This is a genomic window from Marinomonas sp., from assembly GCF_039940335.1.
Classification (GTDB): domain Bacteria; phylum Pseudomonadota; class Gammaproteobacteria; order Pseudomonadales; family Marinomonadaceae; genus Marinomonas.
On record NZ_JBDVGW010000012.1, the window covers coordinates 342802 to 369410 of the forward strand.

At 44.9% G+C, this 26609-nt stretch carries 27 protein-coding genes; 6 read left to right on the plus strand and 21 right to left on the minus strand.

The annotated features are described in order from the left end of the window. Window positions 1-57: 57 nt before the first annotated feature. Window positions 58-1431, minus strand: coding sequence for a peptidoglycan DD-metalloendopeptidase family protein (locus tag ABJF92_RS09010; protein ID WP_446815457.1), 1374 nt, complete (start codon window positions 1429-1431; stop codon window positions 58-60). 342 nt (window positions 1432-1773) lie between these two features. Here ABJF92_RS09010 and fdhD point away from each other — a divergent pair, with 342 nt between their 5' ends. Beyond that, complete coding sequence (gene fdhD, locus ABJF92_RS09015; RefSeq protein ID WP_446815458.1) at window positions 1774-2607, plus strand: formate dehydrogenase accessory sulfurtransferase FdhD; 834 nt, start codon at window positions 1774-1776, stop codon at window positions 2605-2607. Beyond that, on the plus strand, window positions 2604-4928 hold the full coding sequence (locus tag ABJF92_RS09020; protein ID WP_446815459.1) for an FdhF/YdeP family oxidoreductase: 2325 nt from the start codon (window positions 2604-2606) through the stop codon (window positions 4926-4928). Before fdhD ends, ABJF92_RS09020 begins: the two co-directional genes overlap by 4 nt. A 73-nt stretch (window positions 4929-5001) precedes the next feature. On the opposite strand, the gene ABJF92_RS09025 is transcribed toward ABJF92_RS09020, so the two are convergent. Together ABJF92_RS09025 and ABJF92_RS09030 are read right to left on the minus strand one after the other, a co-directional pair. Then, the gene (locus ABJF92_RS09025; RefSeq protein WP_446815460.1) at window positions 5002-6123 is read right to left on the minus strand and encodes an extracellular solute-binding protein; all 1122 of its coding nucleotides are present in this window, start codon (window positions 6121-6123) and stop codon (window positions 5002-5004) included. Between the two features lie 64 nt (window positions 6124-6187). Beyond that, window positions 6188-7528 (minus strand): glutamine synthetase family protein, encoded by a 1341-nt coding sequence (locus ABJF92_RS09030; protein WP_446815461.1) that lies wholly within the window; start codon window positions 7526-7528, stop codon window positions 6188-6190. 222 nt (window positions 7529-7750) lie between these two features. On the opposite strand from ABJF92_RS09030, the gene ABJF92_RS09035 reads away from it, so the two are divergent. Further along, the gene (locus ABJF92_RS09035; protein ID WP_446815462.1) at window positions 7751-9034 is read left to right on the plus strand and encodes an NAD(P)/FAD-dependent oxidoreductase; all 1284 of its coding nucleotides are present in this window, start codon (window positions 7751-7753) and stop codon (window positions 9032-9034) included. 37 nt (window positions 9035-9071) lie between these two features. Next, on the plus strand, window positions 9072-9386 hold the full coding sequence (locus ABJF92_RS09040; RefSeq protein ID WP_446815463.1) for a hypothetical protein: 315 nt from the start codon (window positions 9072-9074) through the stop codon (window positions 9384-9386). Window positions 9387-9445: 59 nt separating this feature from the next. Here the strand turns inward: ABJF92_RS09040 and ABJF92_RS09045 are convergent, their stop codons facing one another. After that, window positions 9446-10765, minus strand: coding sequence for a methyl-accepting chemotaxis protein (locus ABJF92_RS09045; protein ID WP_446815464.1), 1320 nt, complete (start codon window positions 10763-10765; stop codon window positions 9446-9448). A 430-nt stretch (window positions 10766-11195) separates the two neighbouring features. Between ABJF92_RS09045 and ABJF92_RS09050 the strand changes: the two genes are divergently transcribed. Further along, the gene (locus ABJF92_RS09050; RefSeq protein ID WP_446815465.1) at window positions 11196-12188 is read left to right on the plus strand and encodes a 2-hydroxyacid dehydrogenase; all 993 of its coding nucleotides are present in this window, start codon (window positions 11196-11198) and stop codon (window positions 12186-12188) included. A gap of 41 nt (window positions 12189-12229) precedes the next feature. Here ABJF92_RS09050 and ABJF92_RS09055 read toward each other — a convergent pair whose 3' ends face one another. The 6 genes from ABJF92_RS09055 to ABJF92_RS09080 are packed head-to-tail and all read right to left on the minus strand — an operon-like array spanning window position 12230 to window position 18194. Continuing rightward, window positions 12230-12496 carry an amphi-Trp domain-containing protein gene (locus tag ABJF92_RS09055; RefSeq protein WP_445975811.1) on the minus strand — a complete coding sequence of 89 codons (267 nt, stop codon included), beginning with the start codon at window positions 12494-12496 and terminating at the stop codon, window positions 12230-12232. 5 nt (window positions 12497-12501) lie between these two features. Beyond that, window positions 12502-13827: a metallophosphoesterase gene (locus tag ABJF92_RS09060; RefSeq protein ID WP_446815466.1), complete on the minus strand. Its 1326-nt coding sequence runs from the start codon at window positions 13825-13827 to the stop codon at window positions 12502-12504. Between the two features lie 25 nt (window positions 13828-13852). Then, entirely contained in the window at window positions 13853-14539 is a 687-nt protein-coding gene (locus tag ABJF92_RS09065) for a histidine phosphatase family protein (RefSeq protein ID WP_446815467.1), read from the minus strand. After that, window positions 14536-15630 carry an HprK-related kinase B gene (locus ABJF92_RS09070; protein ID WP_446815468.1) on the minus strand — a complete coding sequence of 365 codons (1095 nt, stop codon included), beginning with the start codon at window positions 15628-15630 and terminating at the stop codon, window positions 14536-14538. Before ABJF92_RS09070 ends, ABJF92_RS09065 begins: the two co-directional genes overlap by 4 nt. A 1-nt stretch (window position 15631) precedes the next feature. Beyond that, on the minus strand, window positions 15632-16564 hold the full coding sequence (locus tag ABJF92_RS09075) for a GAK system ATP-grasp enzyme (RefSeq protein ID WP_446815469.1): 933 nt from the start codon (window positions 16562-16564) through the stop codon (window positions 15632-15634). Continuing rightward, window positions 16557-18194, minus strand: a complete 1638-nt coding sequence (locus ABJF92_RS09080; protein ID WP_446815470.1) for a phosphotransferase — start codon at window positions 18192-18194, stop codon at window positions 16557-16559. Before ABJF92_RS09080 ends, ABJF92_RS09075 begins: the two co-directional genes overlap by 8 nt. A gap of 135 nt (window positions 18195-18329) precedes the next feature. Between ABJF92_RS09080 and ABJF92_RS09085 the strand changes: the two genes are divergently transcribed. Then, window positions 18330-19190 (plus strand): inositol monophosphatase family protein, encoded by an 861-nt coding sequence (locus ABJF92_RS09085; protein WP_446815471.1) that lies wholly within the window; start codon window positions 18330-18332, stop codon window positions 19188-19190. A gap of 70 nt (window positions 19191-19260) precedes the next feature. Here the strand turns inward: ABJF92_RS09085 and ABJF92_RS09090 are convergent, their stop codons facing one another. From ABJF92_RS09090 to ABJF92_RS09140, 11 genes are all read right to left on the minus strand, one after another. Continuing rightward, a complete protein-coding gene (locus ABJF92_RS09090; RefSeq protein WP_446815472.1) occupies window positions 19261-19884 on the minus strand; it encodes a TetR family transcriptional regulator C-terminal domain-containing protein in 624 nt (207 codons plus the stop codon). Window positions 19885-19955: 71 nt separating this feature from the next. Next, complete coding sequence (locus ABJF92_RS09095; RefSeq protein ID WP_446815473.1) at window positions 19956-20324, minus strand: DUF2750 domain-containing protein; 369 nt, start codon at window positions 20322-20324, stop codon at window positions 19956-19958. 41 nt (window positions 20325-20365) lie between these two features. Then, window positions 20366-21055, minus strand: a complete 690-nt coding sequence (locus ABJF92_RS09100; RefSeq protein ID WP_446815474.1) for a 16S rRNA pseudouridine(516) synthase — start codon at window positions 21053-21055, stop codon at window positions 20366-20368. A 24-nt stretch (window positions 21056-21079) separates the two neighbouring features. Further along, the gene (locus ABJF92_RS09105) at window positions 21080-21610 is read right to left on the minus strand and encodes a GNAT family N-acetyltransferase (protein ID WP_446815475.1); all 531 of its coding nucleotides are present in this window, start codon (window positions 21608-21610) and stop codon (window positions 21080-21082) included. A gap of 153 nt (window positions 21611-21763) precedes the next feature. Continuing rightward, window positions 21764-22384: a YitT family protein gene (locus ABJF92_RS09110; protein ID WP_446815476.1), complete on the minus strand. Its 621-nt coding sequence runs from the start codon at window positions 22382-22384 to the stop codon at window positions 21764-21766. A gap of 158 nt (window positions 22385-22542) precedes the next feature. After that, window positions 22543-22851: a S24/S26 family peptidase gene (locus tag ABJF92_RS09115; protein ID WP_446815477.1), complete on the minus strand. Its 309-nt coding sequence runs from the start codon at window positions 22849-22851 to the stop codon at window positions 22543-22545. A gap of 25 nt (window positions 22852-22876) precedes the next feature. Further along, window positions 22877-23380: a superoxide dismutase, Ni gene (sodN, locus tag ABJF92_RS09120; protein ID WP_446815478.1), complete on the minus strand. Its 504-nt coding sequence runs from the start codon at window positions 23378-23380 to the stop codon at window positions 22877-22879. A gap of 3 nt (window positions 23381-23383) precedes the next feature. Next, window positions 23384-23587: a hypothetical protein gene (locus tag ABJF92_RS09125; RefSeq protein ID WP_445975797.1), complete on the minus strand. Its 204-nt coding sequence runs from the start codon at window positions 23585-23587 to the stop codon at window positions 23384-23386. Window positions 23588-23625: 38 nt separating this feature from the next. Then, window positions 23626-24069 (minus strand): tetratricopeptide repeat protein, encoded by a 444-nt coding sequence (locus ABJF92_RS09130; RefSeq protein ID WP_446815479.1) that lies wholly within the window; start codon window positions 24067-24069, stop codon window positions 23626-23628. Between the two features lie 225 nt (window positions 24070-24294). After that, a complete protein-coding gene (locus tag ABJF92_RS09135; RefSeq protein WP_446815480.1) occupies window positions 24295-25317 on the minus strand; it encodes a histone deacetylase family protein in 1023 nt (340 codons plus the stop codon). Between the two features lie 33 nt (window positions 25318-25350). Then, the gene (locus ABJF92_RS09140; RefSeq protein ID WP_446815481.1) at window positions 25351-26607 is read right to left on the minus strand and encodes a Zn-dependent hydrolase; all 1257 of its coding nucleotides are present in this window, start codon (window positions 26605-26607) and stop codon (window positions 25351-25353) included. Between the last annotated feature and the right edge of the window lie 2 nt (window positions 26608-26609).

Consider the following 26609-nt stretch of genomic DNA (forward strand, 5'->3'; position numbering starts at 1 on the left):
CACAAACAAAAATGGCGCAACCTTAAAGGTGCGCCATTTTTTTTGTCTACCATTCCCCTAACTGGCCTCTAGCATAGCTCGCCATTTGGCAACCTGTTCACTGAAGACCGCACGCTGATCATCCTTGATACTTTGAGATGTCGGTATGGTGGCTGTCATTGGGTTCACAGGCTTACCCTTAATGTGCAATTCATAATGTAAGTGTGCCCCTGTGGTTCTCCCTGTGTTACCAGACAAAGCAATCACTTGGCCTTTCTGAACCTTATCACCTTTTTTCACCAACACTTTGTTCAAATGAAGATAACGTGAACTATAGGGACCTGGGTTGTCTATCACCAGATACTTACCCGCATACTTATGATCCGCTACGCGAGTCACCACACCATTGCCGGTAGCTAAGATTTTAGTACCGATTGGTGTCGCTAGATCAACCCCGTTATGGGGGGCTGGTCGGCCTGTTATTGGGTGTAATCTGTTGCTATTAAACGGTGAGCTAACCCGGTAATGTTTGGCCGTTGGCCAGCGTCGTAAAGAAGGGGTTAAACCTAACCCTTGGCTATCATAATAATGCCCATCCGAGTGTCGAAAAGCTTGATAGGTATGGCCCTTTACTGTGATCTGAATGGCCTCTATTTGACTTCCACCAACCTTTTCACCATTCACTTCGCCTTGCTGAATGACCACATCGAAGGCATCTCCAGCTTGCAGGTCTTTGCTGAAATTTATATAGCCTTTTAGTAAGCCATGAATCGATAGAATATTAGCATCCGATAAGCCGATTTTTTTCGCCGTTAGATAAAAGCTACTCTTTATCTTGGTATGGAAAGCGGTTTGATAATAAGTAATGGGCTTAATATCTTCTTGGTAGCTGTAGCCACCACTTTCATGTCGCTGATAAGAAATGGTTTTACTGGCATCAATTTGACGGGAGATTTTTTGCAATTCTCCGTTGGCATCAATCACAAAGAATAAAGAGTTACCCGTGATGATAGGCTCCAGCGCCAAATATTCTTGGTCGGCTTCCAGCACTTGGTACATGACACCTAGGGACAAGCCTTGTTGTTTGAAAATTTTGGCCAGTGTGTCGCCCGATTTTATCTTGTACTCAACAACGGAAACCTCTGGAGAAATAAGCGCTTGGCTCGGTTCGATAGGTGCGGTTAAGGGAATATCTTCCAAGGTTTGGTCATCTAAACTGGCAGAATCACGTTCAGCAACAGAGCGGTCATCTTCCGCTGGTGCGCTTTGGTTCTCTAGCGTATCCACTTGCGGCAAATGGAAAGACTCTAGCGGCTCACTTGTGGGCACTGTGGCTTGATAAATCACCATCATTAATAGGAAGGTGGTCAGAATCAGCCCCCAGCCAATCAAAGGGCTCGACTGTTTTTGTGGCTTTTGCTTTTTCGGCTTATGTTTTTTCTTGCTTGGCATTCACTAATCTCTCGACGCAAAAGTCTAGCCCTTACTGGCGCTTTTTACACTTTTGCTCATTTAATAAAAGCTGGCAATTTTACAGGAATATCTCGTTCTGACTACGCGAAATAGTACAATAAAAGGTAAATCTATTTTCTTTGCTGTTTAGTGACAGATACGACCAAGGGTTAAACAATAACGTCAAGACTTGGCAAACGGATTTGTTTGCCAAGGTAATAATCAAGTAACATAGCCCCCTGTTTTTTGAACGAAATAACGGCTTTTTGAACGAAATAACAGCCTGTTGTTTCCTTCTTCAGGTTGATAGCTTGACCAAAAATTCTCTATTGGCGGTAATACATGAGCGCTTCCAAAACAAACTCTTATCAATTATTGGCCTGTGACAAGAGATCATGGCAAGGCACGCCAGCGGTTAATATCGAGCTTGTTGACGAAATCGCTGCCGCCATCAGCATTAATGGCATTGCCACGGCGGTGATGATGGTCAGCCCAAATGACCTCAAACCTTTTGCCCTAGGCTTTGCTCTCAGTGAAGGCTTTATCGAACACGCTACAGATGTTCGGGATCTTGAAATTCACTCCCCCGATAACGATGCTCTCGTCACACAGTTGACCATTGAGTTAACCATCAGCCCGAGAATGTTTCGTCAGTTTAAACAATCCCAACAGGTAAGACTGGGGGCTTCAGGTTGTGGTCTATGCGGTACGGAATCTTTAGCGCAAGCTTTTCCTAAATTACCCACCCTTAGCGCTTGTACTGACATTGCACCGAGCGATTTATCGCAAGCAAGATCATTGCTAAATCAGCACCAAGAGCTAGCCCATAAAACTGGTGCGATCCATGCGGCCTTGTTACTTTCTCCCCAAGGTGAAGTCATTGTCTGTATGGAAGATATTGGCCGTCATAACGCGCTGGATAAAGTTATAGGTTATGCTCTTGAAAATGGGCTTCAACTCCATGATCACAGTGTTATTATGTCTAGCCGTTGCAGTACTGAGCTGGTACAAAAAGCCGTCAAGGCTAAGCTTTCAAGGCTTATTCATCTAGCCTCCCCTAGCCATCAAGCTGTGACCATGGCTCGACATTATGGGTTGGTGTTAATCCATTTACCCAAGCAAGACAGCCCGCGTTTATACGCCCCCATTGACCCATTCAAGGACGCATCACCATGAGCAAAAAATTAGACTTTTTTAGCCCTTATAAAGGACCCGCTGGCGGCTGGGGGGCGTTGCAAAGTACCACCAAGCATTGGCTTAAAAGTGATAATGCGGTGCGTAATATTAATACTCTACTCAAGACTAACCAGCCCCACGGTTTTGACTGCCCAGGCTGTGCTTGGGGGGAAAAACACGACCCATCAAAAATCCGTTTCTGTGAAAACGGCGCCAAAGCGGTGAACTGGGAAGCGACTTCTCGACGGGTAGACAAAGCATTTTTTGAACAACACAGTGTGTCTTGGTTGCGTACCCAAAGTGACTATTTCTTAGAATACCAAGGACGACTCACTGAACCTATGTGGTACAACGCCCACACTGATCACTATGAAGCTATCCGCTGGGATAAAGCTTACGAACTTATCGCTACCACTCTGAAACAGCAAGAGGATCCCGATCAGGTTGCCTTTTACACTTCTGGTCGTGCCAGCAACGAAGCGGCATTCCTCTACCAACTGTTTGCAAGAGCCTACGGCACAAATAACTTTCCAGATTGTTCCAACATGTGCCATGAAGCAAGTGGTTATGCCTTAACCTCTAGTATCGGTATTGGTAAAGGAACAGTTTCGATTGAAGACTTTGAAGAAGCTGATGCGATTTTTGTGTTCGGGCAAAACCCTGGTACTAACCACCCACGCATGCTCGAAACTTTACGAGAAGCCGTGAGTCGCGGTGCCGACCTTATTAGTTTTAATACGCTACAAGAGCGTGGCTTAGAGCGCTTCCAAAACCCTCAAAAGCCGATAGAAATGCTCACCAATGGCTCCAAGCCCACTAATACCGCGTATTTTTGCCCTAAAATTGGCGGCGATATGGCTCTGATTCGAGGCATAGTTAAAGTCTTGATCGAAATGGAAGCTGAGGCTCAACAAGCAGGCAAGGCAATTTTTGACCACGAATTCATTATTAATCACACCCAAGGTATGGACAGCTACCTCGCTCAAGTAGAAGCCACATCTTGGGAGCACATACTAGAACAGTCGGGCGTCACCGAAGAGCAAATCCGATACTGTGCCCAAGTGTACGCTAAGGCCAAATCCGTTATTTGCACTTGGGCCATGGGCATCACTCAGCACCATCACTCGGTACCCACTATCCATGAGATTGTGAATCTGCTGGCATTAAGAGGTAATCTAGGCAAACCTGGTGCTGGAGCCTGCCCAGTAAGGGGCCACAGTAATGTGCAAGGGGATCGCACCATGGGCATCAATGAGCGCCCTTCCCCAGCTTTTTTGAGCGCGATGGAAAAGCACTTTCATTTCACACCTCCACAAAAACCTGGCTTGGCCGTGGTGGATACCATTAAAGCCATGGCTGATAACAAGGTGAAAGTCTTTATTGCCCTAGGAGGTAATTTTGCAGCAGCCACCCCAGACACACAGGCAACGGAACAAGCCTTGAGCCAATGCGACCTGAGCGTACAAATTAGTACTAAGCTTAATCGCTCACACCTTATTCCGGGCAAGCAAGCCCTCATCCTACCTTGCTTGGGTCGAACCGATTTAGACCAACAAAAGGCTGGCCCTCAGAAAGTCACGGTGGAAGACTCCTTTAGTATGGTGCACGCCTCGGGTGGCGTATTGAGTCCTTTGAGCTCAGAGCAATTGTCTGAGCCTGCTGTTATCGCCGGCATGGCCAAAGCCACCCTAGGGAATTTCCCAATTGACTGGCAGGCCGCGGTAGATGATTACGATGTGATACGTGAGCACATAGCAGCCGTCGTACCGGGTTTTGAAGATTTTAACCAACGCATTTTGCAAGAAGGCGGATTTTATTTAGGTAATAGTGCCCGTCAGCGCCAATGGAATACGCCCGCTAAAAAGGCCATTTTGCATACCCACTCCTTACCAGAGAGTATTTTACCCAAGCGTGCTCAAGCCCTTAGAAACCAGCGCACCTTGATCATGCAGACATTACGCTCTCACGATCAGTACAACACCACCATCTATGGCATGGATGACCGCTATCGTGGCATTAAAGGCGAGCGTAAAGTTGTCTTTATTAACCCTGCAGACATTCAGCGATTGGGTTTTCAAGAAGGCCAGCGAGTGAATTTACGTTCTTTATGGGACGATCAAGTGGAACGTAAAGTAGAAGGCTTTATTTTGGTTCCTTACAATATTCCAGCGGGCAACATCGCTGCCTATTACCCAGAAACCAACCCATTGGTGCCGCTAGACAGTTATGGTGAGTTCAGCCATACCCCAACGTCGAAAAGTATCGCCATAGAACTTGAAGCCCATTACGCTGACGATACGCTCAATCTTGTGCAAAACTAAGCACTGTCAGACATAAAAATGCCCGCTCGCGCTTCCAGAAAAGGAAGTGAAAGCGGGCATTTTATTTACTGAGTTACTTGCCGGTTTTTAGGTTGGTCCAAAAACGCGTCATCAGTCTCTCGATTCTGGCCCCGCGAAGCTTCTGTGTGAAAAAGCGCTCTTTCACTTCCGCTGATGGGTAAATACCTGGGTTAGTCGAAATTTCCTGATCCTGTAGGTCGGTTGCTAACATATTGGGGTTAGCATAGGCCACATAGTTGGTGATTTCAGCAATCACTGCAGGCTCCATTAGGTAATTAATAAAGGTGTGGGCGTTATCCGCATTTTCAGCACCTTTTGGAATGGCAAGCATATCAAACCAGATTTGCGTCCCTTCATCCGGAATACTATAGGCAACCTCAACCCCATTCTCTGCTTCAATCGCGCGGTCTTGGGCCTGAATCACATCACCAGACCAACCAATGGCCACACAGATATCGCCATTGGCAAGCGCACTGATATATTGGGAAGAGTGGAACTGAGTCACGTAAGGACGCACACTTTTCAGCAATTTCGCAGGGGCGCTGTCGAGAGCATAGTCTTTGGGACTACGACTATTAGGGTCCATACCTAGGTAATTAAGCGCCAGCGGGTAAAGCTCATCTGGTGAATCTAAGAACATCACACCACACTCTTGTAGCTTGGCCATATTCTCTGGTTTAAACACCAAGTCCCAGCTGTTCACTGGAGCATCTTCCCCTAATGCCGCTTTGACCATAGCTGGGTTATAACCAATACCCGTGGTTCCCCATAAATAAGGCATACCATGGGCATTACCTGGGTCTACTGCTTCTAGGTAGGCTAACAATTCAGGATCAATGTTTTTGCCATTCGGTAATTTATCTTTGTCCAGTGTCTGAAAAACCCCAGCTTGAATTTGACGCCCCATAAAAGAAGCCGTCGGCACCACAAGATCATAACCAGAACCACCTGCCAACAGTTTGGCTTCTAACACTTCGTTACTGTCAAAAACATCGGCAATGACTTTGATACCGGTGCGCTCTTCAAAATCAGCGATGGTATTTTCACCAATATAATCCGACCAGTTATAGAACTTAAGTTCTTCTTGAGCTAGACCTGCAGCCGGTACAGCAATGGCGGCACTGGCAATGATTGGCATCATGGTTTTACACAAACGAAAAGCGGTGTTCTTCATACTGTCCTACCTCTGATTTCAAAGTTAAATTAATCGTCCATTCCAAGTAATACTTGGTCACGCTTTATACATTCAGCAGTAGGTGTTCTCTTTCCCACGAGCTGATTACCATGTTAAAGGTCTCAAATTCTGACTTCTTAACGCCTATATAGGCATTAACAAAGCTTTGCCCCATAATTTCGCAAATTTCTGGGCAATCTTCTAATAACCTGAGCGCTTCTTCTAAAGTACGCGACAGCTCCACGTTATCGTGGTCCATTGCCGCCGCACCAGTGATAGGCTCCGTCGGACGCAATTTCTCTTTGAGTCCTAGATAGCCACAAGCCAAACTCGCAGCAATGGCTAAATAAGGGTTACAGTCTGCACCTGGAAAGCGGTTTTCAATACGTGTTCCTTCGGCACTGGCCACTGGCACTCGTAAGCCTGTGGTGCGATTGTCTATACCCCATTTCATATTCACCGGTGCCGCCATTTCGGGGGCAAAGCGACGGTAGGAATTCACGTTCGGTGCAAAGAAGCTAATAGCGCTAGGGGTGTATTTCTGTAACCCGCCCATGTAGTGATAGAAGGCATCACTAAATTCGCCATTGTCGGTAAAGATATTTTTACCCGTTTTAATATCTACGATACTTTGGTGGATATGCATGGCACTGCCAGGCTCATGCTGCATGGGTTTAGCCATAAAGGTCGCGTAGACATCATGTTTTAAGGCCGTTTCACGCAAGGTGCGCTTAAACACAAACACTTGATCGGCTAGATCTAGAGCATCTCCGTGTAAGAAGTTGATCTCCATTTGGGCCGCACCAGACTCGTGAATCAAGGTATCCACATCTAGGTCTTGAGCTTCACAATAGGCATACAGTGTATCGATCACAGGGTTAAATTCATTTACCGCATCAATACTGTAAGAGCGGCGAGCCGTTTCTCGGCGACCTGAACGGCCTGTTGCGGCTTTTAACTCATAATCTGGATCATCATTTTTTTGTACGAGATAAAATTCCACCTCTGGGGCGATCACTGGGCGCAGCCCTTCTTTCTCAAATAGCGCCAAGACACGACGCAAAATGGTACGACTTGAAAGTGGGTGTAGATTCCCTTGGGTATCGTAACAATCGTTGATCAACTGAGCCGTTGGTTCATCTGCCCAAGGTACAATTCGTAAGGTGTTGGTATCAGGCACCAGAATCATGTCACGGTCTCTGGCATCCACAATATCGTAGTGATTGTAAGCCCAGTCACCTGTCACACTTTGTACTAACACGGTTTCGGGTAGTCGTCCGCCATTCTCTGCTAAAAACTTACGAGTCGGGTAAAATTTTCCCCGAGCGTTCCCTGTCATATCCGCTAATGTAGACTCGATTTCTGTAATTGAATGTTTTTTCAGAAAATCTTCTAACACACCCATGAATCACCTTTCGTTTCGTTAATAGGCTTATAGGAATAACACATTGCTGTCGCAATTAAATATACCCACTTAGGGGTAGCTACTTTCAATGAATTATTTAGTTTAATTTAGCAAGTTTAATGCCATTATTTTGAGGTCAAGAACTTCTTAATGGTCTAAAAAACACTTAACATGGAGAAAATAATTTCTCTTATTCGCTCACTTTTTTGCTGGGTCTTTATTATGAAAAACCAAGGTTTTGAGCAATCTTATTATGCCCATAGCGCCAACCAAAACCTAACCTTTTACACGCTCAATGATAGTCATGATACCGATGTTTGCATTATTGGCGCAGGCTACACCGGGCTCTCGGCGGCCATACATCTGGCGAAAAAAGGCTATCGTGTCAGCGTGCTAGAAGCGAATAAAATCGGCACAGGTGCCTCTGGCCGAAACGGCGGCCAAATTTGCCAAGGGCTTAATATGTCCCATGATAAGCTAGCGGAAAAGTTAGGCCGTGACCAAGCGGATGCCCTGTGGCAAATGTCGGTGGAATCCGTCGACCTTGTTAAAGAATTAGTCGCCGAATTTAAGATTGATTGTGATCTGAAATCGGGTCTATTACATGTGGCAAGTAAAGCCTCTCACGAAGAAGATGCCCGACTCACAATCGACTATCTCAACACTGAGCTTGGCTACCCACAAGCCAGTTTTATTAACGCCAAAGATTTGACACAAAAGCTTGGTACAACGAAATACTTTGGCGCAGAATATTACGCCGAAGGCGGTCATCTACACCCTCATAATTACGCGCTAGGCTTAGCAAAAGCCGCCCAACAGCTTGGGGTGAAGATTTTCCAAGATAGCCCAGTAGTGGATTATCAAGGCGGTCATAAGCCGCAAGTGAATAGTGAGAAAGGTACTGTCAAAGCCGACTATTTACTCTTCGCCTGCAATGGTTATTTGGGCAAACTCAACCCTATAGCCGCCAAAAAAATCATGCCGATTAATAACTTTATCCTCGCCACTGAACCTCTGCCCGAGGCAATTTACAATGAGATAAACCCTGATGATTTAGCGGTTGCGGACTCCAAGTTTGTGGTCAACTACTTTCGATTATCGGCTGACAAGCGCATGCTGTGGGGAGGAGGTGAAAACTATTCATCGCGCTTCCCAAAAGACATCGCCAGCTTTGTAAAAAAACACATGCTAGAAGTTTATCCGCAATTAAAACCTTTTAATATCGATTACAGTTGGGGGGGGACTTTGGCTATTACACTCAACAGAATGCCCTACTTTGCTCGACAAGAAGGCAACACTTTTGTTGCCCAAGGTTATTCCGGTCATGGGGTCGCGATGGCCACATTGGGTGGAAAGCTGATGGCTGAAGCGGTGAGCGGTACAGCGGAACGCTTTGATGTCTTCGCCAATGTGCCCAGCCATAATTTCCCGGGAGGTACTTTGCTAAGGTGGCCAGGCTTAGTGTCCGGAATGCTGTATTATAAATTAAGGGATAAACTCTCTTGATCAAATCTCTAAGGTGCTTAACAAAGGAGTGGAGCCCATGCAAAAATTGTTGATGATGTGTCTCGTGTTATGGCTAGTGGGGTGCAGCTCATTAAGAGATAAATCCATGCATCTTTCCCCAGGTCTCACCAAGAAAGAAACCTTAGAAATAGTCGGCGTACCAGAGTTACGCTCTTTCAAAGGGAGTGCCGAGGTTTGGCAATACGCTGGATTTGTCGATTTTGAACACTGCACTTACCTAAGCTTATGGTTCCAAGAAGGGCTATTAGAAAGCCTTACCAGCACTCAAAAAGAAACGTCAGACAACTGCCAATCACAACTTCAGCCCATTCACCTGAACAGTGTCCAATAAAAAGCCCTTGCGAAAGCAAAGGCTTTTAAAAAACTGCAAAGTGCTATTTACTGGATAGTCTATTTGCTAAATTGTGAAGCGAATTCTTCCACACAATTTACCACCTTCTTAGCGCCATCTTGGATTTCAATGATGACATCTCCGGCTTGGCTAGATAGATTAAGGCCTTTCTCAGCTTGATCTTTACCTGTGTTCACCAGTGAAACCGCTTTTTCTGCTAAGACTTGATTCTGCTCTACCACACCGACAATTTCTTCTGTGGCGGCACTGGTTCGTGAAGCCAGTTGTCTGACTTCATCTGCAACGACGGCAAAGCCACGTCCTTGCTCTCCTGCACGGGCCGCTTCAATGGCCGCATTTAATGCCAGTAGGTTCGTCTGATCTGCAATACCTTGAATACTCTGAATAATTTGGCCTACTTGCTGAGACTGTTTATCCAGTTCAGCAATACCTTCAGCGGCTTCCGCCATCTGTGCAGACAACTGACGCATAACCTCTACGGTTTCATTTACAACAGCACTGCCTTTACGAGCACTATCATCCGTTTCTTGCGAGGTGGTAAAAGCAATATCTGCTGCATTTGAAACCGCGATTTCACGTTTCACTTGATCTGTCACTATAGTGGCGAATTTCACCACTTTATATAAATTGCCTTCAATATCTGAAATAGGATTATAGGAAGCCTCTAACCAAACAACATCTCCGATACTGTTGATACGTTTAAAGCGTTGCGCGACAAACTCCCCCTTATTCAAGCTTTCCCAGAATTGACGATATTGCTCGGAATTAACCTCGCTTTCCTCACAAAATATTTTATGGTGCTTGCCTTGGATTTGCGCTAAAGAGTAACCCATGCTTTGTAGAAATAAATCGTTAGCGGCCAATACATGACCAGACATGTCAAACTCGATCACTGCTGTTGAACGTTTTAAAGCCGTGATCAAATTTTCATGTTCACGAGAAGTGGTGATGGTACGCGTTAAATCATTACCATAAATGCTGAAATGTGTTACCGCAGAATTTTTGTTTTTAACTGGTTGCAGTATGATACGCAACCAAGCCTCATAGCCATCCGCTTTTTCAATTTGAAAGGCTCCAGACCAATGATTAGCGGATTTAAGGGCCTCAAGAAAGTCATGATAGTGGGCGGTGTTGCGAGAGCTTGGACGAACCATCTCAGCCAACTCTTTGCCAATAAAGCTTGCATCATCAGAATAGCCAATGGCACGATAAAAAGTCTCATTAATAGAAGTGATTTTACCACTGGAATCCAAAATACAAGAGAGCATCTCTGACTGTAGGCTCTCACTAACTTGCTGATAAGAGAGCACCTCTTCCTTCAAACTCTGTATTTCATCGTGCAAATGTTTATTGAACATATCGTTTCCCTAAATACTTCACTAAATAAAGCCCACGTTTAACGATTAAATTTGCTATCAGTAACTTATTTAACCACTTCTATTAACTCAATATTACCTGTCTTAACGACCTTTATTCCAGCTTTACAATTAAAAATAATTACATCCTTACATAACGCTACATTATACTTAATGCTTAGTTAAGCCAATTCGAATTTTTTGATTAAGTCGAAACCAACTTGCAGTAAGTGAAAAATAACGTTTATCACAGGTAGTACAAGCACATCCTTTTTTTCCCCTTGGTTTAATAGCTAACGTCTTTAACGCCCTATTCATCTTAGTTTAAAAGATTTTAAAGCTTGCTTTGGGTCAATACTTAAGCAACTAAGCCAACCTTTAAATATTTTTCGTATTAGAGTTAGCCTATCTTTAGATCGAAACTGGAGTCATCATGCGAGTCGCTGTATTTTCCTGTAAACCCTACGATATACGAACCCTTACAACTCAAGCAAAAGGCTTAGAAGTCGAGTTATCGTTTTTTGAGAGTAAGCTCTGTGAAGAAACAACTAGCCTAGTACAAGGGTTTGACGCCGTGTCTTGCTTTGTTAATGATGTGATCAATTCTAAAGTGCTTCATCAACTGTCAAAACAAGGCATTAAAGCGGTAATACTGCGTTGTGCAGGCTATAACAATGTGGATCTCGATTGTGCTAAAAATCTTGGTATTGAGGTTTATCATGTACCCGATTACAGCCCGACCTCTGTGGCAGAGCACGCTTTGGCTCTAATCATGACACTCAATAGAAAGACACACCGTGCTTACCATAGAGTAAAAGAAGGTAATTTTGCCCTTGAGGGTCTGTTAGGTTTTAACTTACAAGGGAAAACCGTTGGCTGCATTGGGACAGGCAGAATTGGTCAAGCATTTTGTCGCATTATGAATGGCTTTGGCTGTAAGGTACTTTGCTATGACATAGAACCTAATCAAGAACTGATGGATTTAGGCTGTGAATATACGGATTTAGATACCCTTTTTGCCAGCAGTCAAATCATCAGTTTGCATTGCCCACTAAATGCTTCGACGCATCACCTTATTAACCAACAAACCCTCGAAAAAATGCGTGATGGCGTCATGCTGATCAACACTAGTCGAGGTGCCCTTGTCCATGCTCAGGATGCTATTCAGGGGTTATACAGTGGTAAGATTGGTTATCTAGGATTAGATGTATATGAATATGAGGGGTCCTTGTTTTTTGAAGACATGTCCTCAGACATAATCCAAGACAGTGTGTTCCAGCTGCTTCTCACCTTCCCTAACGTGGTGGTGACAGGCCATCAAGGCTACTTTACGGAAGAAGCACTCGCTCATATAGCTCAAACAACGCTAGAGAATATTACAAGTTTAGAACAGCACAAGGATCGCACTGGCTATCGACTGGCGTAACACTGACAGCCCTAGGAGATATGAATTTCCTAGGGCAATTTTTAACTGCTGATTTTCGGCAGATCCTTGCTTAGCTTTTTAGGCTGTTTTTCCCAACGAATTTTAATGTCCACTTGCTGTCTATCATCTTCTTCTGCCGCGGTGACTTTCAGATACAGCAACCCTTCTGGCTGCAGACTTAACATGCCTTTATCATCACTAAACTCTAACTTCCCCTTGCCCAACCCTTTAGAAAGAGACTTTAACAACTCTTGCACATCTTCCGCGTCTAGCAAGGCTTCGTGTTTAAACTCTGTTTTCGACTTCATCTTTGTTATCCGTATATTTGGCGTAATGCTTGAGGTTTCATCACTTTCGCCGTGGGGTAATCACAACTGATACCGATTAAGCCTTGGCGTTTGTTAATTAAAGTAGCGCCAATGCCGTAACTGTCTAGCCCTTCACTACGGCGGGAATGCTCATCTAACGTAATATCCGCTTCCACATGAATCAGACCTTTCTTCACCGTGACTCTTTGCCCCTGCTGTCGGTTCACATGGCCTTGCACCACCACATGAATCCCAGCTTTATGAATGGCTTTGACACCACGCTCGGTGAGCGGTAAGTCTGCATCTCGATACTTGGTGCGGAAGGTATTTGCGATAGAGCTGTAATAAAAGCCAAATAAATCACGATGTTTAAGGTTTCGATGGAAGGCTTTATTAGCGTACTTGATGCCACTTTTTAACAACAACTCGCTCATGGTATCGTCCAAGCCAGCATGCAAAAACAAGAATGAACCGCGTTTTTCTACCAGCTTCATTTTGCGGAAGAACCAGGCAAACTCACCTTTTTTATGTAGAAACAGTTTTTGGCACATGACAGAAGCGGCATACACATGTCTAAGAGACAAGCCCGCAGCCAAGCAATGATTTTCAAAACTATGTACTTTGGAGCGCATTTTACGCACTTCCCGATCAATACCTTCCGCCGTCAATTGACCTGCGGCATGGTATGGAAAAGCTTCGAACCATTTATCATTGGGAAACAAAATACCTCGACAGGTATCTTCATCTGGAATTTTCTTGTCCCATTTAGTGCCTGCCAAATACTGCTCAAACACTTCTTTAAATAATGGAATCACTTTTTTCCCCATACGCACGAAGAAATGCTGGTTGCCAATGTCTTTTTTGCGCGCTAAAGCCAATAACCCCATGATCAAACGCAGGTCATGATTGCCCGCTAACAAGGTGACTCGAGCTTTCAAGCGATACAACTGCTTAACACTGCGCAATAAGGATAAGTTACTCGGCCCTTTGTCCAGACAATCCCCACCGATAATGATCTCTGTTTTTCGGCCAGATTTGGTAAGCTTGAGTTTGCCCAGTCCAGCTTTACGTTGGGAGGCGACACCTGCCGCGATAAGAGAGGCTTCAAACGCTGTAGCGTCCGCATGAGGGTCTGAAATAAACACCACAGGACGTTTAGGCCATGCCAGCTTGCTCTTTTTAAGCGTTTTGCCTGGCGTGTTGACAGAAGTTCTCGCCATGGCATTACTTGAGCCACTGTCTTGGGGCCATGCCGTCCACTCATTAGGGAGGCGAGCAATAATCTCTGCGTGTTCGGGTTTATCGTTAATTTGGGGTAATGGGCTTCGCATGGGTTAAACCTATGTATGTACGTTGTTAATCAGGTACGTCTTGGGCCTGACGCTGTTTCCATTGGCCGTAAATTGGGCCACTAGCAGACAAGTCATCGGCAAACGCAAATACAACGGGATGCCCATAAAACATGCTAAGTTTTTTTATATCACTCAAGGAAATAATTTCTAGATGATAGGCGGCATGACGAATCGACGCCCCGTGCCCCACGATCAATTTAATGTCATTTCCCGCTTGCTGATGCCAACTACGAAGGTGGTTAGCCACTCGTTCGCCAGCGTCCAATAAGGACTCAGCGCCATCAAATGGCAGCTTATAAGTACTCATGGATTTCCAGTTTTCTGGCGGGGTACTGTATCTAGGATCCAGCTCAATAATCCGCTCTATTTCTGCAAGATCTAGATTCGCTACCGCTCCGACACTGCGCTCACATAACCCAGCATAGCTGTTTATCTGTGCAGGTTCGGAAAAGAACTCACTGAGTTCTTGGCGATAAATTTCGGCTGTTTGCCAAGCACGTAGCAAGGTTGAAGAATCAATAATGGGATCAAGCTGCGCCCCATTGGCCTTTAGCCAGCTAGCAAACTCTCTGGCTTGTTGGCGCACTTCCTCTTCACCCGCTTCGGTGAGAGGGTAAGGTTGCAAAGCACTCGGCACATTTTTAAGTTGCTCATAGGCACCATGGCGTATTAAAGCGCAGCGTTTCATCATGACTTGTCTAACTCCGCGATTAGCTCAAAAGCTTTATCAAAATCGATACGACCTGACAGGCGATATACCAGTACAGACTGCAATGCGGCACAGTATTTCTCGACCGAATCGCATTCAGTTAAGGCTTTAAAGTCCCCTTCATCATCTTGATAAAAAGGTCCTGGGCGTTTGCGAAGGCCTTCAATGGCATCAGGCTCTTGCTTTAGATCAACCAAATTCAACTGAGTCGGCTGAGCATCGTTTAACGTCCAATCAAGCATAATCAGATTCTTCAGCTTACCGGTTAAAGTGACGCGTCCTGGACCATACTCTTCTTCGATTTGCACATCGTATTTTTGCTCTAACACCCAAAGCTCTTGTTGAGTAAGTACCTGGACTGCTACTTGTTGGTCATCTGGCAAAATATGTTTTAGACGCTCTTGGTGCGAATGCAATAAGGTACCCGGATTGACTCGCGGTAATTTCGCCACACCAATAGCATTGACTTGCTGATCTGCCACCTGCATCAACAACCTATCATTGGTCAAAAACTGTCGACGACTGTCTTCTAAGCAGCGCAGCATTAAGGTTGATTTACCACCACCAGAGCCTGCTGCAATGGCCGTGACATCACCATCGATGCAAAAGCCTGAAGCATGGCCAAGTAAGCAGTCTTGACGTAAATAAGTATTGATAAACTGGTTGTTCACAAAGTTGATAATCTGTGCAAGATTGTCCAAACAAGGGCCCACTACCACAGGGTCGCGCTGACGCTGTAGCATTAACATGCCAGTTTTGAACTTCTTGATCCAACGACCCGCTGTGCTGTCTAAATAGCCTTCTTTTTTACCTTGTTTCCCAGCTTCTCTCGGCACATCTAACCAATCCAGAGAGTCCTCAACTGCTTGCTGATGTATAGCGTACACATTGATGGTTTTTGTTGTCTCGCCAGCGATCAGATAACTTTTGTAATAATCTTTTAATTCGTCCAAAAGCGGCTTTTCATTTGTATGAACCAACACTTTTAAACCACCGAACACCAAGCTTGCTTGATGCTGACAGCCTGCCATCGCCAATTTAATCTGATGATTATCAAGAGGGTTTATCAGCATACTATTTCTCCACCTGAGCCAGTGCATACTGGGCATACGCTTCGGCCGCATCGACACCACAACCTTCTTTGGCACCTTTAAAGCCACCAAATGCTGATACTTCAAAGACCACTGGCCCTTTATCAGTTAAGGCAATATCAACGGTTGTGAAGCTCATGTCATAACAAGCTTGAGCACGTCGACCTAGCTCGATAAGCGCCTCGTCTGCTTCATATTTTTCATAACGTCCACCACTATGAATGGTTGTGTTCCAAGCATCACTGCCCGCCACTCGTGCATAAGTACACAAGTATTCGCCGCCCAGGAAGACCATACCAAGATCACGACCGTTAAGATCGAGCGCTTCTTGTATGTAGTAAATAGAGTTATGTTCTAAATACTCAGCCAACTTTTCTTTGACCACTTCATCTGAATCTTTTTCACCCAGTATCAACATGCCTCGAGCCTTGGTTGAGTACAAAGGCTTTAAGATGGCTGAACCGTATTCACGAACCGTCTCGAAAGCCAATTGTGCAGACTCGGTTACTCGAGTCTTAGGCATAGGAATATCACCTTGGTGCAAAGCCAATGTTCCGCTTAAGCGATTGATCAACTTATCCATGCTTTGGGTCGGGCTAAATACCTTCACCCCCAGCTTTTCTAAATGGGAAAGCAGGTGAATACGATCCTCTGTGCTTGGCGAGTAAACTTCACTGATTTTCTTCACGATCAAGCCATCTAGAGTGGACAGGTCGAGCCCTTGCCACATGACCTGATTGGTGTCTAAACGCAGCTCGACATCTTTCATATCAATGACTGCTCGAAAACCCGTTTTGGCCTCAAGGCGATCAGCCAAAACTTCCGTTGACCATTTGCCCGGTATCCCTACGACGCCTATCCGTTTCTTGCGACCATTAGCCTCAACACTTTCTTGCAACGCAGAGGGATTACTCAAAATACAGCTCCTTTAGGGGAATTTTAAATGTTAGTTCTTCGTCTGGACTCAGCGCGGCTAAACGTTCTAACAGATAGCGCGCCCTTAAATGCATACGTGACGCTAACTTTTTATCAAAAATAAATCGTGTTGACGTGGCAAAGGATCGAGCCAGCCCGGCAGCCAATCGAAGTTCAAAATATTTATCATCATGGCGCTTTGCAAAGCCTTGAGCGAACAGATAGATTTGCTTGGCGGAATCCATCATGAGCGCTCGAGTAGAACCACTCAATACTTGTAATCGGTAGATAGACACCATTAATACAGAGATATCTTGCACATAGTCAAAGTAACTAGAACGGTGTAGATCTATAAAATAGATACGCTGAGCCGCATCGTCATAAATCAGGTTATCGACGTTAAGATCACCGTGAATCAAAACTGAAAATGGTGCCTTCCAGCTGGTTTCTAGTTTTTCCACCCGCTCAACCAAATCATCAAAAGAAGCGGATACATAACCACATAAGTTATGCTCCTCGGTGAAAAACTTAGGATGAACCTTGCTGCTATCAGGCAAGCGTTTTGCTAGCTGACGCATGAATTTTGGATTGCAAAATTCATGCGTGTGAGTCTTTTCCCAAATGTTTTTTAAGGTATCAAAGAGTGCCTTGAGCGCGGCGGCAACACTGCGATTCTTTTCACCCAGCAATAAGGCTTCCAATGTCTTACCCGGCATATGTTCAATTAATAACGCCGACGTATCCTTGCTAGGTTGGCTATGGGAAAGCACATCCGGCGCCAATGTTGGATCCACATCACGCCACTGCTTTACGCCCTGCACTTCTTCAGCAATTTTTTCCTGATCACCTTCTTTGTAAACCGCCAGTACTTCACCATCCAGCTTCTTTTTATGGCTAATAGTGGCAATGGCACTGCCCGAGCGCGTTAGTGCTAAACGCCTTACTTTTAGATCGCTCAGACTGTAGTTCAAGGAAGAGGCTGTCGCGCGCAAGTGATCATAGTTTTGTAAGGAAACCACCTGCCCAAGATCAGCTTTTATCAGCGCCTCTCCCACCATGGCTAAGCGTGAAATAATGTTTTTCAAACAGTAACTGGCGAGTAACGTCGCTCGTAGTTGCTCATCGCTTAATGTGCTCTTGGCGCCCACGGTGACTTGTTGAATCTCCTCGTAAGCACTGAACATACTTTGCACTCGACGACCAAGTTTAATCCCTGTGCGACGGTGAGATTTTCCCATGCCAAGTTTCACTAAACGAATAGAGCGTTGTATGCGGCGTACAAGTTTGTGGCAAAGAGTGCTTGCTGGAGATTGGTAAGCTTGTGGTAAGGTCGCTTCTTCTAAGCAGTTCAGAAAATCATTAGAAATGCTATCCAGCACATGAGCTAAGCTTCGAAACGCCTCGACACGCATGTAAAAGGCCGTACCCGGCTTTCTACGTTCTATCAGCTGAGCACATTCTTTTTCCATTTTTTCCCGCAGAGTTTGCACATACCCACGACGCGAACGCATACGCAGCAGTAAATCAGACGAATGACTGCTATAAAAAAGCTCTGCTAACTGGCAATGATTTTCTATTTCATTTAAAAGAAAATGCAGGTTCTCTTGGACTGCCGAGGCAGATGTTGGCATGATTAACTTCCACTAAGGTTTCATCTAACTATACCTGAACCGTAACATTGGTTGGTTACGATTCCGTTAAACTATACTTTTTTACTAAAAAAACTAATCGCGCTTTTATCATTGTGTTTTAAGGAGTGACCACAAATGAATCTTGAGCAGAGCAGTCAGCATCAACTCATAGATATCGTACGTCGTGCAGGACAACAGGTCGTCATGCCCAACTTTCGACAACTTAATCATGGGGATGTGGCGGTCAAAACCAGCGTGAGCGACTTAGTGACCATTGCGGATCAAGCCAGTGAAGACTTCATTAGCGCAGAAATAAAAAAGGTTTTCCCGGATTGGGCCATTGTTGGCGAAGAAGCCGTCGCCGCGGATCCAAATACCACAGACTTAATCGGTAGCGCCGAAACCTGTGTCATCATTGACCCTATAGACGGCACTTGGAATTTTGCCCATGGCATTGCCGACTTTGGTATTATTTTAGCGGTGGTCGTCGAGGGCACCACTCGCTTTGGTCTACTTTATGACCCTGTGAATGACGACTGGATCTACGCCAACCAAGAGGAAGGTGCGTTTTATCAGCGCACGCTAATGCACGAGCAAGGTAAGGTGGCCATCAAAGACTTAGAACAAGCGCCTTTGGCTTTACAGGTAAGCGCAGAAGAAGACCTCAGCAAGTTAGCCGGTATTATGTCGATTCACTCTTACACAGGAGCGAAGAAACAAGACTTTGCCCTTAAAGCGACCAAGTTTGCTCGCATTAATAACCTGCCCTCCTGCCCAGCGTATCGACAGCTTTCCCAGGGGCATTTTCACTTTAGCCTGACCTACAAGATGATGCCTTGGGATCATGCCGCTGGGGTGCTGATTTATACTGAAGCGGGCGGGGTTTGCAGAACACTCCAAGGGGAAGAGTATTCACCCAGCATGTTGGATGGAGAAATGTTAACCGCACAATCTGAACAACAATGGCAGGCCCTTGCCAAACACTTTAGAAGCTAACTTAGCCTCATGAAAAAAGGGCTGCTCGTCCTACAACGAGCAGCCCTTTTTTGTGCTCACAAGTTTACAATCAAGCCTCTAGGCTTAAACCACAACCTTGCAAGATAATGGAGCTTACGGTATCGCCGATACGCTCTAGATGAGCTTCATCCATGGCATCGTCGCCACCTAGTGCCAATATTTGCGCTTCGAAATCTGCGTAGTGTTGCGTTGTTGCCCAGATCATATAGATCAAGCTGGCCGGCTCAATCGCGCGCATTTTACCCGCTGCAATCCAAGCTTCGATTAGCGCTATGCGAGACTCAAACCAAGGAGATAATTCATCTTTTAAGTAATCCCCAATATGATTTGCGCCTCCAATAACTTCCATCGCAAAGATACGCGAAGAACGTCCTTTCGAAACACTAAAGGCGAGTTTAGTACGAATAAACTCATCGAGAACATGGGCAGGGTCATCGTTAACCGTGGCCCGTGAAAACACATCGTTCCAGCCCGTTAGAATATTGTTCAATACTTCTTTATAAAGCTTTTCTTTGCTTTGAAAATAATAAACGATGTTTGCCTTAGGAAGCTCAGCTCGATCAGCAATATGCTGCAAACTAGCACCACTAAAGCCCTTTAAGCCAAACTCAATTTCTGCGGCATCTAGTATCTTTGCCAAGGTTTCAATACGATTCGCTTTGCGAGTACTCATGCTCAAACAATACCTTTCTTGTCATTCCATTATTATCTAACCTAACAAGCCTGCCACTGACGATGGCAGTGTTAAGCAAACAATTCAGTCAACTCTTCTGCACTGGATAAATTGCCTTCGTCTCCTATGTTGGGAAATACAGCAACGGTAATTTTATCCATCGCCAAACTTGGTAACCATTGGCTGGTAAAAACCTCTAAACTGATAGCAACAGGCTCACAATCTTCCCAATCTTCGATCGCCCATTGGCTGGCAAATTCTGCATCCGGCCACACCATGACACAATCGCCGTCGTCGGTTTCGACCATCACAAAACCCTCTTCGTTGCTCAAACTCCAAACGGTTTCTGTGGCTTTCGCTTGCTCGACAAAATAGGCTAAGCGTTCGCTATCCGGCGCCACTAATAACTGTACTCTTTCATCCATCGATAATTCTTTCATGGCATCATTCCCCGTAAAATCGTTATACCTTGCAATAATATTTAGAAGTAAGACACTTCTTGTTCCGTAAGTTCACGAAACTCACCAGCTTGTAGTTGCGCATCCAATATCAGCTCACCAATTTGATCTCGATGCAAACTCACCACCTTGTTGCCCACAGCTGCCAACATACGTTTAACCTGATGGTATTTACCTTCTTGAATAGTCAGGTAAATCTCTTGTTCCGCCAAACGCTGAGCTTTTGCAGGTAATGTAGCTTGGCTTTCGCCATTAAGCATAACGCCCTCTTCAAGCGCCTGTAATGCTTCATCACTGATGGGCTCAGCCAACATCATACGATAGCGTTTTTGACAAGCATTACGGGGAGAGGTAATACGGTGGAGCCATTGCCCGTCAGTGGTTAATAACAACAAACCTGTGGTGTCTTTGTCGAGACGACCAACAATGTTAAGCCCTTGACCTAAATGGCTTGGCAGTAAATCCAATACCGTTGGATGTTCCGCATCGGTATTTGCACAAACATAGCCTGCTGGTTTGTGCATCAGATAGTAACCCTCAGAAGGCCAAGCGAGCAGCTCGCCATCAAGGCAAACTTGATCACCTTCGACTATGGTGTGATTAGCTTTTTTTACTTCTACACCATTTACGGTTACACGGCCTTTTGCCGCGGCTATTTTTGCTGCTTTACGTGCCAGATCGGTCACGTGGGATAGATAAAAATCAAGTCTCAAAAGAATCGCCTAGGCTATTTAAAATTAGGTAAACACTTCGTGTGTGGGTTCAATTTCTTTGTAAAAAAAGGTCGAATTATACAACATGCCATTCGCACTGCGTATATAACCCGGCACTTCCCCAAAAGGGATATAGCCCATGTTCACATACATGTCATGGGCAATGTCATCACTTCTTACTTCTAGAATGAGAAGCTGTCTTTGCATGGACGCAGCCACTCGCTCGACCCCTTGCATTAGGACACTGCCAAGGCCATTTTCTCGTGCTTGAGTATGCACCATAAGCTTTTCAACGTCGCAACGGTGCAAGGCATTGGCTTTAGGAGACATAGCAATCTGTACACTCCCTACCACCTTATCGTCTTCGCGAACTAAGAGTACTTGGCGACTATTAACTTGCAAGTCATCATTCACAGACAACCAATAAGCTTTGGCTTCAGATTCACTCATGGGGGGTAAAAAACCTATGGGGGCACCGGAGTCAACGGCATCACATAGCAGCTCAATTAAATCCTCTAGATAAGGATTGAGATTATCGACTTTAAGCAGCTCCAAACTGATTTTCCTTCTATACCTTTAGTAATGCCATGATACCCGACCTGCGCCATTGAAGGAATCAACTCGCCCGAGCAAAGTGATATTGACTAAGATATACGCAAAAAAGCGGCTCTATCGCCGCTTATTGTGTAACACCGATAAACCTGTGCGTTACACATTGCCCATATAACGACCCGGTTTGTGGTTGACCGCAATGATCATGTTTAGCGCCACAGCACCGATAAATGAAATAGCGATCAGCATTACATCCATAACAAACACAGATGTCAGCACTATCATACAGTCAATGGCCATTTGGAATTTGCCCATAGAAATGCCATATTTTTCTGCTAAATAGCGCGCCAAGATATTCACACCACCTAGGCTGGCGTTATGTCGGAACAGCATGAGAAAGCCAACCCCCATTAAAAAACCACCGGCAACACTTGCATAGATAGGATCTACATTCTCAAAGCTAACAAGCAGTGGTGTTACGTCAGAGAAAACCGACAGGCAAAAGACCGCCACAAAGGTTTTTAAGGTGAATTCCCAGCCAAAATGCCAAATAGCCAAAGCATAAAAAGGAATATTGATCAAAAAGAACGCCTGACCAAATGTGAGCGGCGTAGAATATTGAATCAAGAAGGCCAACCCAGCAGAACCGCCCGTTAATAGGCCTGCTTGGGTAAATAGATTAACACCAAGAGCGATGATCATAGTGCCGATAATCATCGCTTGAGCATCTTCTAAGCGTGTGTGTTTTTTAGCCTGAGGCAACGTAGCAGACGACATTTAAAACTCCAGAAAGCAAATAACGGGAATGGGATGAATTTGCCGAGATTTTAGAGAAATAGGCCGCTTAGGCCAACCGTCTACCTGAGAGTCATTTTTGGGATTTTCTAGAAAGTGTCTAGAATTCTAGACACTTTCTAGCGAGTACCAACATGAGCCTAATCTTTTACCAGCCGATGTTGGGCAGAAGCACAAATGCAGGTGATGACCTTACCCAGAATACGTCGTGGTGATACCCAACCAATACGTTCCGATAATAAACTTTGGTTGTTTTCACCACCCAACCAGAGTTGTCCATCTGGTGCAATATGAAGAACTTTCTTCACAATAACCCCATACAGTGCATGGTCAACTACCACCAGCTGCCCAACCTTTAAAGAAGGATACCAGCGACTGATTAGTACAAAATCCCCGTCCAAGAGTCGCGGGGTCATACTTTCACCTTGAACTTTAATTAAGCGCAGCATTGCACCTCCCTGTTAGTGATCTTTACTAACCTTTTAAGTCTGGGTAAACCACCTCTAGTAGTGGTGGGTAAGGACAAGTACTACGATAAGTCGCCACACCCTTGGTTAACCAAAATGCCTCAGAAAATTCATTGACCAGTTCAACCAGTTTTTCTGCTTCTTCTCTATCAACCGTTTGCTTACATTTTGACGCTTGCATCATGATACTGTGGGTCAAAGCATGGGCATTCGGTACTTGTTCAAATTGTGGTGCCTTGAAGTAATCCCCCCAAATGATACGCACGGCTTCTTTCACTTCACTGCTGGCCGTTTCTTTTTCACTCACCAAACGAGAGATTTGAGCGATATCGGCAACGCCTAATGCTTCTTTCGCTTCAAGTTCAACGATCAGGTCAATCAGGCGAACACAGCTTAAAGCCGCCAATTGAGCAGTAGACGGATCGTAAATCTTACAAGGAATGTCACAATGGGCTTGGGCGGTTTGAAAACCAATCACTTTGTCTAAGGTTTTGATCACACTATGCATCATGGCTTATTTCTCCTTACGGTTACGGATACGAGACGTTTGTTTGTAAACCAAACCACCAACGATCACTGTGCCAATGGCAACCATAGTGATGATATGAATTGGGTTGCTGGTCCAGTGAGAATGGTCATGACCTGGGTGAGCAAGCGCCACTTGGCTAGTTAGAACTGCAAGGCTTAACACCATGAGATTAGAAAGCAATTTTTTCATAAATAATCCTCTAAATTGAATAAAACCCAGTCAGCAAATTAATGCTGCACTGCCGAATTAGGATAAGACACCGCTTGGGTTAGCGCCTGAAGCAACGCCTTACTTTGAGAAGAGAACGCTTTACCGTGGCTCTGTGTAAACAACTCCCACTCAAAACGAATATGTGTACCCGTTCTGGAAATTAGATCACGTTGCTCTTCGGTAACGTCGGCTCGAACTATGATGGTTTGCAGGAAATTCACCGCTAACTCGTATTGGCTGTTTGCAGAGATGAAATCCCCTAACGCCGTGTATGACTCAGCAATATTAAGGAAGCTCACCACAGCCGCCGCTACAGCAGACTCAGCATCCTTATGAAAATCTTCCGAAAAAGAAAGTTCAGCTTGCGATAAAGCTTGGCGATTCAGATCCACTGCCTCTAGATAAGCACGGTTCGAATAAGCTCGGTTGGCCTGTCTGGTTAAGCGCTCCCAATGTTGCATCCTGTACCCCCATCAATCGTTCATAAAAACGTAATGAGAACCATTATTATACATAAAGATGCAAACGTCCACTCGTTTGAGAATAAATCTCATTAGCAAATAAAGAAATTTACATTTCAGTGGAAAGAGATATCAGACAGATGAATAAATATAGAAATCAGATGGTAGGCACTTGTCCTAAGCTTTATACAAAGTAGATCTAACTTAGGACAAGAGGAACACGGATTAAGCTTTGAAAGGTGTTAACACCGCAGCAAGGTTGTTACCTAATATAGGTGAAATATAACCGCCTTCTTGAACAAAAAGCGTCGGTTTGTTTAGAGCTTTCACACGCTTACCAATCTCACCAAAGCCTTCTGTCGTTAGGCTCAACACAGCAAAAGGGTCTTGTTCTGAAGCGTCCAGTCCTAGCGCTATAATGACAACATCCGGAGCATACGCCTCTAACTGCTCAAGCGCGAGATCTAGCGTTTCTAGAAACTCGACATCTCCCGTGCCTTCTGAAATTGGCAAATTTACATTATACCCATAGCCTTCACCTTCGCCTTTTTCATGAGCATAGCCCCAATAATGTGGGTAGCAATAAGCCGGATCAGCATGAATTGATAGTGTCATCACATCTTTTCGACGCCAAAAGATCGCCTGAGTACCATTACCATGATGCAAATCTACATCCAGAATGGCTACGCGATTAAAATCTTTCAATAGACGCTGAGCTGCAATCGCTGAATTATTTAAGAAACAAAACCCCGCCCCACCATCACTAAAGGCATGATGCCCCGGTGGACGACACACAGCATAAGCAGAGGTACATTCTTGGTTTGCCAATGCATCAGCGGCACTGATTGCTGTTTGTGCAGAGGCGTACACGCCTTTCCAAGTCCCCTCACCTAAAGGGCAAGAGGTATCCATTAAGTGCCAACCAACTTGGCCTATGACATCTTTTGGATACGTCGCTGCATAGCGACCCGGGTTACTTTTAGGAATAATTTCTTCACTTGCATCTGGCAACTGCTTCCATTTGGCATACACAGAACGAAGAAAATTCACATAATCTGGCGAATGTACTTCACTGATGTAGGACAAACCAAAATCTTTCGCTGGGTTTATAGAAATATTTAGATCCGTCAAAACTTGACGAAAAATATCGCCTCGCTCGGGTGTTTCGCGCGCAGGGATAGGCTTGCCGTTTTTCATATAAAACTTGGGATCATGCTGACTCTGATCTTGATGATAAAAGGCTTTCATTAAAACACTCTCCTTATGAATTTGGTCTATTAGTTACTTAGAATTAGCCGACAAGATAAGCGTATTAAGAAGCACGTTACAGCCTTTTTCTAGCTGTTCTGGGCTGGTGTATTCTTTCTCGTTATGACTTAAGCCATCTTCGGATGGGACAAAAATCATGGCCGTCGGAGCGACACGACTCACATACACCGCATCATGACCAGCGCCGCTAATCAGTTGATGTGCCTTCTCTTGTGGGTAACTCATTTGGCAGGCTTGTTGAATATTGGCAAGGCAGGCTTCATCAAAAGGACAAGGCGGTAAAGACCAAGTTTCCTTAATATCAATCTCCAAATCATGGTGAAAGGCGATGCGATGAATGGTCTCAAACGCTTTTGTTTGAAGCTCATCTAACTCAGCTAACTTGCCTTCTCTAAGATCTAGAGAAAAGCACACCTTACCTGGAGAAACATTCGTAGAAGAATTTGGAATAGTTAATTCACCAATAGTACAGCGGCTATCTTTACTGTGTTGTGCAGCAATATTTGTTAATTCGGTAATCATTTCAGCAACACCGACTAGGGCATCATTACGCAGTTCCATTGGGCTTGGCCCTGCATGACATGAGCGACCAACAACTTCCACATTGTACCAGCGCATTCCCAATACCCCAGCAACAACGCCTAGATCAGTTTCTAAAGCCTCTAACACCGGCCCCTGCTCAATATGTAACTCGTAATATTGATGGCACCCAGGATCTTCTTTACTCATTAGGTCCTGATACCCTAAGCGTTCAAGCTCGGAACCGAGACTAATCCCTTGGGCATCTTTGGTGGCCAAAATATCTTCGAGCTTAAAGACATTAGCGTAAACACCAGAACCTAACATTGCAGGTTTAAATCGAGCGCCTTCTTCATTTGTCCAGACCACCACTTCGATTGGACGTAGTGTCTGAATGTCATTTTCAGACAAGCAACGAAGGGCCTCAAGACCAGCCAAACATCCATAAACACCATCAAATTTACCACCTGTAGGCTGCGTATCAAGATGACTGCCTGTCATAACAGGGGCTAGGCTATTATCAGTACCATCACGTCTAAGGAATAAGTTACCAATCGCGTCCACTCTTAGACGGCAACCAATGTCTTTTGCCCAGCCAACGAATAAATCTCTTGCTTGTTTATCTTTATCTGTAAGTGCCAATCGGTGGCAACCACCGACTTTGCTGCCAGCCACTTCTGCGTGACCAATTTGCCCGATCTCCATAATGGAGTCCCATAGACGTTCACGATTACATTTTTCAACTGTCATAA

Excerpts from the sequence above, each read along its gene's own strand:
- ABJF92_RS09010 (WP_446815457.1), bottom strand. The coding sequence starts at position 1,431 with ATGCCAAGCAAGAAAAAACATAAGCCGAAAAAGCAAAAGCCACAAAAA.
- ABJF92_RS09140 (WP_446815481.1), bottom strand. The coding sequence starts at position 26,607 with ATGACAGTTGAAAAATGTAATCGTGAACGTCTATGGGACTCCATTATG.
- ABJF92_RS09030 (WP_446815461.1), bottom strand. The coding sequence starts at position 7,528 with ATGGGTGTGTTAGAAGATTTTCTGAAAAAACATTCAATTACAGAAATC.
- ABJF92_RS09035 (WP_446815462.1), top strand. The coding sequence starts at position 7,751 with ATGAAAAACCAAGGTTTTGAGCAATCTTATTATGCCCATAGCGCCAAC.
- ABJF92_RS09110 (WP_446815476.1), bottom strand. The coding sequence starts at position 22,384 with ATGTCGTCTGCTACGTTGCCTCAGGCTAAAAAACACACACGCTTAGAA.
- ABJF92_RS09130 (WP_446815479.1), bottom strand. The coding sequence starts at position 24,069 with ATGCAACATTGGGAGCGCTTAACCAGACAGGCCAACCGAGCTTATTCG.
- ABJF92_RS09080 (WP_446815470.1), bottom strand. The coding sequence starts at position 18,194 with ATGCCAACATCTGCCTCGGCAGTCCAAGAGAACCTGCATTTTCTTTTA.
- sodN (WP_446815478.1), bottom strand. The coding sequence starts at position 23,380 with ATGATGCATAGTGTGATCAAAACCTTAGACAAAGTGATTGGTTTTCAA.
- ABJF92_RS09090 (WP_446815472.1), bottom strand. The coding sequence starts at position 19,884 with ATGAGTACTCGCAAAGCGAATCGTATTGAAACCTTGGCAAAGATACTA.
- ABJF92_RS09095 (WP_446815473.1), bottom strand. The coding sequence starts at position 20,324 with ATGAAAGAATTATCGATGGATGAAAGAGTACAGTTATTAGTGGCGCCG.
- ABJF92_RS09040 (WP_446815463.1), top strand. The coding sequence starts at position 9,072 with ATGCAAAAATTGTTGATGATGTGTCTCGTGTTATGGCTAGTGGGGTGC.
- ABJF92_RS09085 (WP_446815471.1), top strand. The coding sequence starts at position 18,330 with ATGAATCTTGAGCAGAGCAGTCAGCATCAACTCATAGATATCGTACGT.
- ABJF92_RS09065 (WP_446815467.1), bottom strand. The coding sequence starts at position 14,539 with ATGATGAAACGCTGCGCTTTAATACGCCATGGTGCCTATGAGCAACTT.
- ABJF92_RS09115 (WP_446815477.1), bottom strand. The coding sequence starts at position 22,851 with ATGCTGCGCTTAATTAAAGTTCAAGGTGAAAGTATGACCCCGCGACTC.
- ABJF92_RS09045 (WP_446815464.1), bottom strand. The coding sequence starts at position 10,765 with ATGTTCAATAAACATTTGCACGATGAAATACAGAGTTTGAAGGAAGAG.
- ABJF92_RS09055 (WP_445975811.1), bottom strand. The coding sequence starts at position 12,496 with ATGAAGTCGAAAACAGAGTTTAAACACGAAGCCTTGCTAGACGCGGAA.
- ABJF92_RS09025 (WP_446815460.1), bottom strand. The coding sequence starts at position 6,123 with ATGAAGAACACCGCTTTTCGTTTGTGTAAAACCATGATGCCAATCATT.
- fdhD (WP_446815458.1), top strand. The coding sequence starts at position 1,774 with ATGAGCGCTTCCAAAACAAACTCTTATCAATTATTGGCCTGTGACAAG.
- ABJF92_RS09050 (WP_446815465.1), top strand. The coding sequence starts at position 11,196 with ATGCGAGTCGCTGTATTTTCCTGTAAACCCTACGATATACGAACCCTT.
- ABJF92_RS09060 (WP_446815466.1), bottom strand. The coding sequence starts at position 13,827 with ATGCGAAGCCCATTACCCCAAATTAACGATAAACCCGAACACGCAGAG.
- ABJF92_RS09020 (WP_446815459.1), top strand. The coding sequence starts at position 2,604 with ATGAGCAAAAAATTAGACTTTTTTAGCCCTTATAAAGGACCCGCTGGC.
- ABJF92_RS09125 (WP_445975797.1), bottom strand. The coding sequence starts at position 23,587 with ATGAAAAAATTGCTTTCTAATCTCATGGTGTTAAGCCTTGCAGTTCTA.
- ABJF92_RS09135 (WP_446815480.1), bottom strand. The coding sequence starts at position 25,317 with ATGAAAGCCTTTTATCATCAAGATCAGAGTCAGCATGATCCCAAGTTT.
- ABJF92_RS09070 (WP_446815468.1), bottom strand. The coding sequence starts at position 15,630 with ATGCTGATAAACCCTCTTGATAATCATCAGATTAAATTGGCGATGGCA.